General features: G+C 49.9%; 9 protein-coding genes. All 9 read right to left on the bottom strand.

Annotated elements, in window-relative coordinates; genetic code table 11:
• Positions 1-2: 2 nt before the first annotated feature.
• The 9 genes from WFJ73_RS01830 to WFJ73_RS01790 all read right to left on the bottom strand — a co-directional run bounded on the left by WFJ73_RS01830 (position 3) and on the right by WFJ73_RS01790 (position 12,048).
• A complete protein-coding gene (locus tag WFJ73_RS01830; RefSeq protein WP_336771344.1) occupies positions 3-887 on the bottom strand; it encodes a carbohydrate ABC transporter permease in 885 nt (294 codons plus the stop codon).
• 109 nt (positions 888-996) lie between these two features.
• The gene (locus WFJ73_RS01825) at positions 997-2,328 is read right to left on the bottom strand and encodes an ABC transporter substrate-binding protein (RefSeq protein ID WP_336771342.1); all 1,332 of its coding nucleotides are present in this window, start codon (positions 2,326-2,328) and stop codon (positions 997-999) included.
• 94 nt (positions 2,329-2,422) lie between these two features.
• On the bottom strand, positions 2,423-3,190 hold the full coding sequence (locus tag WFJ73_RS01820; protein WP_336771340.1) for a response regulator transcription factor: 768 nt from the start codon (positions 3,188-3,190) through the stop codon (positions 2,423-2,425).
• Positions 3,168-4,979, bottom strand: coding sequence for a cache domain-containing sensor histidine kinase (locus WFJ73_RS01815; RefSeq protein ID WP_336771338.1), 1,812 nt, complete (start codon positions 4,977-4,979; stop codon positions 3,168-3,170). The genes WFJ73_RS01820 and WFJ73_RS01815 overlap by 23 nt, the downstream gene beginning before the upstream one ends.
• A 306-nt stretch (positions 4,980-5,285) precedes the next feature.
• The gene (locus tag WFJ73_RS01810; protein WP_336771336.1) at positions 5,286-5,840 is read right to left on the bottom strand and encodes a hypothetical protein; all 555 of its coding nucleotides are present in this window, start codon (positions 5,838-5,840) and stop codon (positions 5,286-5,288) included.
• A gap of 95 nt (positions 5,841-5,935) precedes the next feature.
• Positions 5,936-8,287 carry a glycoside hydrolase family 95 protein gene (locus WFJ73_RS01805; protein WP_336771334.1) on the bottom strand — a complete coding sequence of 784 codons (2,352 nt, stop codon included), beginning with the start codon at positions 8,285-8,287 and terminating at the stop codon, positions 5,936-5,938.
• A gap of 70 nt (positions 8,288-8,357) precedes the next feature.
• Positions 8,358-10,085, bottom strand: a complete 1,728-nt coding sequence (locus WFJ73_RS01800) for an ABC transporter substrate-binding protein (RefSeq protein ID WP_336771332.1) — start codon at positions 10,083-10,085, stop codon at positions 8,358-8,360.
• Between the two features lie 79 nt (positions 10,086-10,164).
• Positions 10,165-11,073 (bottom strand): carbohydrate ABC transporter permease, encoded by a 909-nt coding sequence (locus WFJ73_RS01795; protein WP_336771330.1) that lies wholly within the window; start codon positions 11,071-11,073, stop codon positions 10,165-10,167.
• A gap of 15 nt (positions 11,074-11,088) precedes the next feature.
• Positions 11,089-12,048, bottom strand: a complete 960-nt coding sequence (locus WFJ73_RS01790; protein ID WP_336771328.1) for an ABC transporter permease — start codon at positions 12,046-12,048, stop codon at positions 11,089-11,091.
• Positions 12,049-12,199 lie beyond the last annotated feature (151 nt).

Genomic DNA, 12,199 nt, shown 5'->3' with positions numbered 1-12,199 from the left:
TCTTAGTAATGGACCCAGCGTTTTTGGCCAACCCACTGGATGATCGTAATGATTAGAATAAAAGCGAACAGGAACCACGATATCGTTGACGCATAACCCATCTCATAGTAACTGAAGGCTGTTTTGTAGACGAACAGCGACAAAATGGTCGTGCTGCCGCTTGGACCGCCGCCCGTAATAGCCTGGATTAGAGAGAAGGACTTAACGGTCATAATCAGACCTGTAATAAGCAGCATAAAGGTTGTTGGACTAACAAGCGGCCATACGATCCGCCAGGTAATGGTTGCCGAGCCTGCTCCGTCGATACGCGCGGCTTCCAGCTGTTCGGTCGAGATTTCCTGGAGGGCCGCCAAGTATATAATCATGTTGTAGCCAAGCATAAACCAGATTTGGATCACGTCGATCGCATACATCGCCGAGCTTGTATCCGCAAACCAGCCCGGAGGCGATACAATGCCGATAAAGCGAAGCACCTCATTGATTGGTCCTTGGGACGGCTGGAACAGCAGCATCCAGACAAACGCAACGGCTACGCCGCTTGAGATATACGGCAGGAAGAACATCCCCCTGAGCAATCCCTTCAAGTACACGCTTCGGTTGAGCACCAGCGCAACGAGGAATGCCAGCCCCAGCGAGACGGGAACGGAGAACAGGAAGATGGCGGTATGCTTAAGCGAGGCATAGAATTGATCATCGCCGAACAAACGGTTGATATTGTCCATGCCGGTGAACTTCCAGTTGGGATTAGCGAATTGATAATCCGTAAACATCATGGCGAAGGAATACAGGGCAGGCAAAATAAAGAAGGCCAGGATGCCCAGCATATTCGGTAAAACAAACGCGTAACCAATCCAGCCTTGCTTCTGAATCCAGCTTTTCCTTTTCACAGAAAACGCCGCCTTTCTTGATCGTATAGAGCTGTCTGAATATAGCAAAGAGAGAAGAAGGAAGCGGGGAATCCTTCTTCTCTCTTGGGGGCTGAAAGGCTATATTCGGTTACTTGATATATTCCTGATGGCGTTTGGCCATATTTTTGAGCGTGGTATCAAGATCCTGCTCGTTTAAGAAGAATTTCTCGTACTCTTCCTTCCGCGCATCCAAAGCCTGCTGCGGTACGCTGAGCTGGAACGAAGGGAACTGGCCAAATACGACTTTGTTCATTGATTCGGTATCGTACTTGTCTTCTACGCCTTTAAGCAGCAGATCCATCGCTTGTTTGTTGTCTACGCTCTTCGATGACGGAATACGTCCGCCGCTTGCCATCGGCAGCATGCCGCCGTCCGCATACCATTTCGCAAACTTCCAGGCAGCGTCCTGATGCTTGGATTTCGCGTTTACGGAAAGCACGTCGCCTAGACCGCCCGGATATTTGTAATCCTTCTGGTCCGCCGTTACTTTAGGAATCGTAGCGAACGCGATTTTGAAGTCATGAGGGAAATTGGTCAAGTCATTCGCGTTACGGAAAATAAATTCGCCTGCCGACAGCATCGCTGCCTCGCCTTTCAGGAACATCGTGTCTACCGGCATCTTGCTCGTTACCTGCTCGCCGTACTCCGGCGTCGATTTGTCTACAAACATCATGTCATGAACCGTTTGCAATTGTTTCTTCCAGAGATCGTTATCGAAGTTGGAAGTCCCGTCCGGCTTCGTTACACCAAGACCGGCAATCGTTCCGTCGATTGTAGCGGTGAACGCAGCATCATGCTGGAGAAGTCCGTATACCTTGTCATTTTTCAGCTTGCTCGCGTACTCTCTCAGATCATCCCAGGTCCAGTCCACAGAAGGGATCGGCAGTCCGGCAGCGTCCAGCATATCTTTGTTCAGCCAGATGAACAGCATATTTTTCTTTGTGGGAATACCGTAATATTTGTCTCCGATTTTCCATTGCGCCGCATCCTGCCCCATCTGATCATCGATGTTGTAATCGGTTTTGCCGCTAAGATCGAGTGCTACGCCGGCGTCCACGCGTTTTTGCAACCTAGTGAGCGTGTAGTTGATATAGAGGTCCGCATCCTGTCCGGTCATAAGCGCCGTGTCAAGCTTCAGGTTGCCGGGATCATCGTTGACGTAGCGGATATATTCAACCTGAATATCCGGATTTTCCTTATTCCAGTTGTCAATGACGGCTTGAGGGCCCGCTTCTGCGGGAACGGCTCCCCACAGGGTAAGCTTTACTTTCTCTCCGGGTTTGCCTGCCGGAGATTCGCTTGCCGTTCCAGGGCTTGCACCGGTATTTCCGTTATTGCCGCCGTTGCTTCCGCATGCCCCAAGAATCGTTGCAGCCAAGGTCGTAATCAGTACGGTCTTTAACCAGCCTTTTCTTTTCATTCGTTTTCCCCCTTCTGAAGATGTCCAGCCTGTTTGCTACGTCTTTAACTTTATCACCTGCCCGGCAATTGGGGGATGAACAGCGTTTGGGGAATCATAGAACGAATTTTTGTTCTTTGCGGTATTCGTTTGGCGTGACGCCGCACCATCGTTTGAAGATTTTGATGAAGTAGTTGTCATTCTCGAAGCCTACGGTTCTGCCGATATCGCTGACGGTCCTCTCGGTCTCTGCAAGCAGCATTTTCGCTGCCGCCACGCGCCGGTTCTGGATATAATGCGTTAAGGTGGAGCCCGTCTTCTTCTTGAACAAATCGCTGACGTAGCTTGCATCCATGCGGATCAAATCAGCGAGACTCTTCAAGGTGATATCCTCGGCGAAATGCTCTTCAATATAGGCAATAATGCGATTCATCTCCGGATGATCGGTTGGCTCCTGCGCCGTCTTCTCCGGAAACCACTTGTCCGCCTTGCGCAGCTTCTCCATTCTCGCAAGCTCGGCGGCTACCTTCTCCATCGCCTGCCTTAAGCCTGCCAAATCCAAAGACAGCTTCATCAAGTACCCCGAAGCTCCATATTCTACGGCCTGACGGGCATATTCGAATTCGCTGACGGCCGTAAGCATAACAAACCGGCATTCGAACCCTTCCTCCCTGGCAAGCTGCAAGAGCCGTACGCCGTCTATCACCGGCATAAAAATATCGGATATCACGACATCGGGCTGAAGCTCCCGGATCATCCGCAGCCCTTCTTCGCCATCTGCCGCTTCGCCAACAATTTCAAACGGAATATCCGCCTTCGAAAATAATTTGCGCAAGCTTGCTCTTGCATGCTGCTCATCCTCAACGATTAATGTCCGCCACATGGGCAAGTCCCTCCTCCGTATAAGGTTTGGATAACAGCAGCGGGCAATTCATCGTCACCCGCGTTCCTTCTTCCGACGATTCCAACTGGAGTCCCGAAGGCTGATTTTTGAACATGAGCTCCAGACTTTCCCGCAAGTTCTGGATACCGATGCTTTTCCGTTTCCGCGCGGATTGCCTATTCTTCGCCTTCTCGATCCCAACTCCGTTATCGATCACTTCCAGAATAAGCTGCCTGCCCCGGCTAGCTGCCCGTATAATGATGCGCCCTTCCCGCTGGGATTGTCCAAATCCGTGCAGCAGCGAATTTTCGACAAGCGGCTGCAGACTGAACTTCGGAATTAGCGCAAATTCAAGCTCGCCCTCTACCTCGTATTGAACCTCAATGCCATGTCCAAACCGCTTCCGCTGAATGTCCATATAAGATTCAATAAGGATGATCTCCTCTTTGAGAAGAATAAGGTCAGCCTCCGTATTTAGCGTCGTTTCCAGTATCTTTCCGAGCGCTACGCAAATATCGTAAATATCGTCCTCGTCCTTATCCAAGGCTATGCTTTTGATCGTATTGAGCGTATTCAGCAGAAAATGGGGATTCATCTGCCCCAGCAGCACCTGGAACCGGACAAACTGCTTCTGCCGCTCCTCCAGCTTTAATCTTTCTAAAAGACCGTTAATGTCGGCTATCATGGAGTTAAAGCTTCGGGTTAAGGCCAGAATCTCGCCCCTTCCCTGCTCCGGCAGCTTGGCCTTAAGATTGGATTTGACCGTTGTTTCCATCTTTCGCTGAAGCAGCTTCAGCGGTCCGGTAACCGTGGAGGAGATCAAGTAAATCATCAGCATAAACAAGATCAGAATAGCGATATAGAGGGCAAAAGAACGTTTCTTCTGCTTGTCCACCTCATTAAACAGCAGCGATAGAGGAACCTTCTTAACAAGATAACCGTTCAGCTCCTGAACATGGCTATACGTATACATCATCTGGTTATTCAAGATTGAGGTGGAGGAAGCATCATTCTCCCCGTTCAGGCCGGCTGACGCGATGGACGCGGCAACGGCTGGCGGCACGCTTTCTTCAGAGGAGGATTGAAGGATGGTATTCCCGCCGGCATCGAGCAGGAAATAAGCCCCTTCCCCGCTGCTGCCCTGCGTTTTCTCCGCAAACCATGCTTCGTAATCAATACTGAACCGCCCGTAAGCAAAAGGCTTCAGACCGTCGTCCCTCAATACTTCAAAAAGGCTGAGCATTCGGTTGCCCTTTACCTCCCGTATTTCGGTGGATTGATCATTCGTGCGCCAAATGTACCGTTGACCGCCTTCCCGCTTCAGCTCCTGTACCCATGCCTCCGAGCTGATTTCCTCGTAATTCAAGGAATTCTCCGGCGTATAAGAGGTGTAAGCGTTTCCTTTTAAGTCGATCAGGGTGTAGTAAACCGTCGCTCCGGTAAGGAAAAAGCTATTCTCGATACCCGCGAACTTATTTTCAACGATTTTCTTGCGGTTGATGGCATCGTATTGCTCCGGCTTCTGCATGACCTGACGAAGAACGGAATCCTGCTCGAGCAGCATCCCCGTCTTCATGACAAGGCTCATCAGATCAACAAGATCGGTCTTGAGCCCTTCCAGCTGCTCGATGTTTTTGTCCGAGGCATTCCGCTGCAGCAGCTCTTCCGTCTCCCGGAAATTGTATAGGAATAGCAGCGCGATAGGAACAAGAAGGAAGATCAAGAGGGACAGCAAGATCCGGTTTTTAAACGTAGCCGGCGTTAACAAGCGGAATAATCGGGTGAACATTGGCGCTCAGTCCTTCACTTGGATGTATATCTCTCAATTTACTTGACGGATGCGCCCGTCCGCAAGGGAAATAAAAAACAAAAGCGGCTGTACAGGTTTTCCTGCACAGCCGCTTCGGACAATGGTTAATGGCAAAAGGAGCAATTTGAATGATTCTGGAGAACAAGTTGATGCTTACGAAGCAGCTTTCATTCTGAAAGCTTACAAGCGTTCACTTTTGTGAGGGGATTCCAACCCTACTTCGTTTAATCAAGGAATCCCTGAGCAATGGTGATCGGAAGAACATTCAAATGCGCAGTTTGCATTTTAACCTTTCTTGCTGATTCTTCTCTTTTTAGCCGTTGAAAACTGGATGTGGACTCCGTCGATTTCGTTACGGAGAACATTGCGGAACACAAAGGCCGCTACGTTATTATAGTTCCCGTAGAAATCGGAAAGGTCATCATTATAGAACTGGACGACCTTAATCCGGAATACCGGATAAACGTAGGTGCTGCCGAAAATCGATCGAAGGGCGACAAACTGGAAAATCCCGTTTGTGCGAAATGCGATCCGGTACAGTCCCGCGAGCTCTTTCGCCGTCAAGGTACGTGCTATCGGGCTAATTGCTCTCCCGCCGCTGATGACTTTAACGTGAATACCGATCTCGCCGATGACTTTGTCCGAAGCGATTAGGGTCGCCAGCGCTTTCGCTTTTTTGAGCCCTTTTACAAACAGCTTAACCTCGAATTGACCGTCCCCATGATCCGCCAGCTGGCCAACCCTTACAAGCGGATCTTTGCCAACCGAATATTTGATCTCATTAAAATACGTAAATTCCGGCGGAGATAAACTGATTCTTGCCTTCTTGCCGTTTGACATGATGAATCTCCTCTCTCCTATGACGATTACTAGTATCCTATTTTTAGAGAGAGGAGACGGTTACCGCATTCAACTACGCGGGACAACTTTTTTTTCTATTCTGCGTCTGAATAAACGTAATACGTACAGCCATGCACCGCTTTAAAACCGCCGTCGCTAAGAGCAACGGCCGTCCCTTTCTCATCCTCCACGCGGATAGAACCGGCATAGCGAAGCTTGCAAACGCCGCTTATTCTTGCTTCAATGGCGGCCCGCTTCAGCGTTCCATTCGCCCATTCCACATCAACCACATATCCGCCTCTTGCCTTCAAGCCGCTGATCTGGCCATTAGTCCACGATGCGGGCAGCGAAGGCAGCAGGTCAATAGTACCCAGATGACTTTGGAGCAGAAGCTCAGCAATGCCCGCGCTTCCGCCAAAGTTGCCGTCAATCTGGAATGGCGGATGGGCGTCAAGCAGATTCGGGTAAGTGGATCGCGCAAGCAAGGTCTGCACGGCACCGTAGGCCTGCTTCTCATCCTTCAAGCGGGCAAACAGATTCAGCAGCCAAGCGCAGCTCCAGCCGGTATGCCCGCCGCCGTTCGCCAGCCTGCGATCAAGCGTCGCGACAACCGCGTCCAGCAGCTCCGGCGTATTTTCGTTAATTTCTTTGCCCGGATAAACCCCGTACAGATGCGAAACATGGCGATGCCCCGGCTCGCTTTCTTCGAAATCCTCATACCATTCCTGAAGCTGGCCATGACGGCCAATCTTGTAAGCAGGTAGACGGTCCAGCGACGCAAGAAGCTCGTCACGGAACTCCGTTTCTTCCACGCCTAGTACGTCAATAGCTTCCAGACAGTTCTGGAATAGATCACGAATGATGGCAATATCCATGGTCGAACCATACGAAACGCTGCAAGGTTCTCCATCGCTCGTCAGGAACTTGTTCTCCGGCGAGGTGGACGGATTCGTAACCAAATCGCCGTTTGGTCCTTCAATCAGCCAATCCAGGCAGAATAAAGCCGCTCCTTTGAGCAGCGGATAAGCTTTCTCGCCGAGAAAATCCTTATCCAGGTTATACAGGTAGCTCTCCCATACCTGACGGACAAGCCATGCGCCGCCAAGCGGCCAGAATGCCCAGCTGGCGCTTCCGCCGGTTGGCGTCGTCATCCGCCAAATGTCCACATTATGATGGGCGGTCCAGCCTCTGCTGCCATAATGAATTCTCGCAGTACGCGAACCAGCTTCGCTCATCTCCTTAAGCATGGTGAAGAGCGGCTCGTGGCATTCGCTTAGGTTGCATACTTCCGCAGGCCAGTAATTCATCTGCGTATTGATGTTAATCGTGTAATCGCTATGCCATGGCGGCGACACATGATGATTCCAGATTCCTTGCAGATTCGCGGGTTGCGTACCCGGTCTCGAGCTTCCCATCAGAAGGTAACGTCCGAAATGGAAATAGAGCGCCTCCAAATGAGAGTCCTGCTTGGTCGTTTGATAGTCCGCAAGCCTGCGGTCGGTTGGCTTGTCGGAACCGTCCGTTTCATCTTCTAAAGAGAAGGAAACACGGTCGAACAACACCCGGTGATCTTCGATATGACGGCTGCGCAGCGCTTCGAATCCAAGTGCCGCAGCCTTGTCCAGGCGACTAGAGCAGCGTGCCGAGCAAGCCTCTTGATCCGGCGACTGGCCGTACCCGGCAAAGCCCGTTTCGGCAGTCAAATAGATATGAAGGTAAGCCGCATTCCGGACCTCAAGCCCCTTCTCTCCGTTCTTCACCGTTCCATCGGTCTCCACCTTCACCCGGATCTCGAACGGCAGGCCAAGCCCTTCCTCATAGAGAACATCCATAGGATGATCTTTATGATAATTGCCGGCCACGTGGCTTGGTGCTTGTCCAATCAAATGAAGCTGTCCTTCCGCCGTTTCCTCTAACCGGTACTGCAGCAAGGAATCCATAACGATATCGCGGTTCAAAGTTCCGCCTGCAGCTTCGTAACGGACAATAAGCGCTTGGTCCGGCACGCTCACGAAATATTGGGACTGTACCGCAACATCGCCATCCCGGTAGCTGGCTGCGGCAATCCCTTCATTCAGATGCAGCTCCCGTTTGTATTGCGATACGGCGGATTCCCGGTCTTCTCTGCGCACGATTGAAAGACCTCCAAGCGGCAAGTAAGGCTCAACATCCCGTCCTTGCATGGTGGATTCAATCAGCCGCTCGGCTTCCGCGTATTTCCCGGAAAATATAAGCTGCCGAGCCTTGGCCAAATAACGCTGGGCTTCATAATTAATCGGATCCCGCGGAAAGCCGGCCCATAAAGTATCCTCATTCAACAGTATTTGATCGATTTCCGTTCCCGCGAATACCATTCCGCCAATCCGGCCGTTGCCGATTGGCAAGGCTTCTTCCCATACCGATGCCGGCTGCTCATACCAGAGCTTCCAATCCCGTACTTTCCCCATCACGCATCCTCCGTCTCCCTAAGCCAAAGAGAGCCCGCAAAATTCGGGCTCTCTTATCGTCAATTGCTTATTATTCGTTCCACAGCTTCACGCGAGCTTTAACCAGATCTTCGCGGATTTTTTCTGCTTTTTCAACATTAGCTTTTACCAGCTCTTGTTGGTAGGCATCCCAAATTTTATCAAAGTCTTCCGGTTTAGCCAAGATCGCTTCTGGAATACGTTTCCAAGTGATGTCCGTAAGTTTCTTCTCGATAACTACGGCTTCGCTGTCGCCAGGAACCGGAATATTCCATGCTGCGCCCCAAGGCTTAACTTTGAACTCTTCCTCTTTAGGGAACAGATCTTTCCAAGTCGTTGCACCGTAAGCTTTAAGCGTTTCTTTCTCTACATCGTTAAAGCCTGCTACGATTTGCTCCGGGAAGCTTGTTGTGTAGTAGTTGCCGCTTGGATCTTTCACGCCGTCGCCGTAGTGACCGCTGAGCAGGTTGTAAAGGCCGATACCCGTTTCTTTCGTGAAGTTAACGGCGTCGTTGATTTTACGGTTATTTACATCTTCAGGAATAACGCGTTTGCCGTCAACAACATTGTATTGCTTGCCTTCAATACCCCAGTTTACAAGCACTTGACCTTCATCGGAAGCCAGATAGTCAAGGAATTTGATCGTACGAACCGGATCCGGATTGTCCTTGGAGATCGCTACGCCGCTGCCAGCCATAAAGCCGGTTGGCCAGAACGATGCTTCTTTCACATCTGCGGACATCGTAACTGGATAGTGGCCGTAGCCTTGATCGAATTTGCCTGCTGCTTTCAGAGCTTTCTCGCCATCGCCATAATCCCAGTCTTGGTCAATCAAGCCAAGAACGCGGCCGGAAGCGATTTTCGCTTTGTATTGATCGTATTTTTGAACGAAGCTTTCCGGATCCAGCAAGCCTTCAGCGTTCATATGGTTAAGCCATTTGAAATATTCTTTCTCTTCCGGACGACGGAAGTGATACGTTACTTTTTGTGTATCCACATCGATGTTGAACTCGCCGTCATCGGAACCGCCTGTTGCGAGGAAAGCAGGGTTCGTTACCGAAATGTACATATGCCAGTCGTCAGCATTCAGAGTCAGACCGATATTCGGGTTGCCGTTCTCGTCTTTCGGATGAAGAGCCAGATAGTCCTTGATTGCTTTCTCGTAATCCGCTACCGTACGGATTTGCGGGTAGCCCAGCTCTTTAACAACACGGTGCTGCAGCTCGAAGCCGCCGCCAGCGTTGAAGTACTGCTGTCCGATACCATTATAGGAAGGAATGACATAGATCGAATGGTCATCATCGCTGTAACGAAGGCGATTCATGTTTCCTTCAAACAGTTTTTTCAAGTGAGGAGCGTATTTATCAATCAGATCAGTCAAATCAAGTACAGCGCCGGCGTCAACAAATTTGCTGATGCTTGTCTTTGCGCTGATTAGGTCCGGGTATTCGCCGCTTGCCGCAATCAGGGACGACTTTTGAACCGCATCGCCTACCGCGAATTCCGCATCAAGGGTAATGCCTGTTTTCTCTGTAAGGGTTTTGCCGATTTCGTCTTGCATGTTCGCCCAGTTAGGCGATGGATCTTCGCTGTAATACGTCAATGTAAGCGGTGAAGTATCTTCCGGAGCAGCCGACTCCGCGTTTGTTGCATTGCCGCCAGTATTCGCGCTGCTGCCGCTATTTTTTTCATCATTGTTATTGCTGCCACAGCCCGCCAGCAAACCGGCAACTAACGTAGTAGACAATGCCAGGCTTGACCATTTGCTGATTTGATTCATGTAATAACCCTCCTATATATTTATGAGAACCATATCGTATTAACGGGTTTCCCCAAGAATACCGCTTCTAATCATCAGATCAGCCTTTTACGGCGCCTAATGTCATACCTTTGACGAAGTATCTCTGCAAGAAAGGATAAACAACCAGGATTGGTACGGTTACGACGATCGTAATCGCCATTTTTACGGATTCCGGGGAAACCGACGACATCATTTGCGTCATATTCGAGTTATGAATATCCACGTTATTGCCGGAAGTTGTACTTTGCAGTACCTTCATCAACTCGAACTGCAGCGTAGTCAGCGATTCTTTGGAGCCATTGTAGAGATAAGTATCAAACCAGGAATTCCATTGACCAACGGCAAGGAACAGAGCGATTGTTGCGAGCGCCGGTTTTGCCATCGGAAGAATAATGCGCCAATAGATCGTAAAGTCATTCGCGCCGTCGAGCTTGGCCGACTCTTGAAGCGCATATGGAATGCCATCCATAAAGGAGCGGATGACGAATACGTTAAACGCACTTACGAGACCGGGAAGGATGTAGACCCAGAACGTTCCCATCATGTGCAAGTCGCGGATCAGGAAGTAGACCGGAATCAAACCGCCCGATACATACATGGTCAGCGCCAGGAAGACGGATACGAACTTGCGTCCCTGAAAGTCCGGCCGGCTCAGCGTAAACGCGAGCATCGAAGCACTGATCAAACCTACGACTGTACCGGCTACCGTACGCAATACGGAGATTTTGAAGCCGGTAATCAAGCCGCCGAAGGAGAAGATTACTTTATAGTTTTCAGTAGTAAAGTCACGCGGGAAGATCGTAATCCCGCCCCTTACGCTATCTACGGAATCGTTAAATGAAAGAGCAAGCACGTTCAGGAACGGATACAAAGTGATGATCATTACGAAGATGACGAATACGTATACGAACACACTCAGAAGCCGGTCTGACAGAGGCGCGCCGCCCAGCAGTCTTTTTGATGTCATGGCTCACCCTCCTCCTTACATGATGCTTTCTTTCGTAATTTTCTTAAACAGCCCGTTTGCCATAAACAGAAGAATAATACTAACAACCGAGTTGAAAATATTTACCGCTGTACCAAACGAGTAACGGCTCATCTGCAAGCCGTATTCAAGCGCATACAAATCAAGGACTTGAGAATAGTCGCGAACAAGATTGTTCCCGAGCAGGAACTGTTTCTCGAAGCCGATCTGGATCAAGTGACCGATCGACATAATGAGCAGGATAACAATCGTCGAGCGAATGCCCGGCAGCGTAATGTGCCAAATCTGGCGAATACGGTTGGCTCCGTCTACTCTTGCTGCCTCATACATCTCTTGGCTGATGCCTGCAATGGCCGCCAGATAAATAATGGTGTTCCAACCCATCTCTTTCCATACATCGGAGACCGTTACAATGCCCCAGAAGTAATGCGGCTTCGCCAGGAACTGAATCGGCGTATCGATAATTCCAAGCCACATCAGAATTTCGTTTATAGTACCGTGGTCGGCCGAGAGCATCTTGGATACGATACCCGCAACGACAACCCAGGATACAAAGTGAGGCAGATACGATACGGTTTGGGCAAACCGTTTGAAGGCCATGCTGCGGACTTCATTAAGCAGAACCGCGAAGATGATCGGTACCGCAAAGCCTGCGATAATTCCCATAAAGCTCATCGCCAGCGTATTTCTCATAACAAGATAGAACGTATCATCCTGGAACAGCGTTTTGAATTGATCGAAGCCTACCCAGTCCTGCTCCCAGAACGATTTGGCCGGCTTAAATTTCTGGAAGGCCATTGTCCAGCCCCAGAGCGGATAATAACTAAATACAAACACCCAGATTATGAAAGGCAGCGACATCATGTATAAGTATCTGTTACGGATAGCTGTTTTCCAAAAGTTTCTCTCTCTTTTTTTACGCGTCTGCTGCGGAACGCTAGTTGTGACCGCTTTCATCGGTATCCCTCCTGCCTTATGCATTCATGATAACGGATACATGGCAGATCTCGGTACCCAAAGGATTTGGCATAAAATCATATAAAAATTAGTGTAAGCGGATTCACTGCATGAAAAAAACGCATGGTTTTCTCCATGAGAGAGAAAACCA

Source organism: Paenibacillus sp. MMO-58 (assembly GCF_037146255.1).
Lineage (GTDB): Bacteria > Bacillota > Bacilli > Paenibacillales > Paenibacillaceae > Pristimantibacillus.
This window is presented reverse-complemented; position numbering and strand designations above follow the sequence as displayed.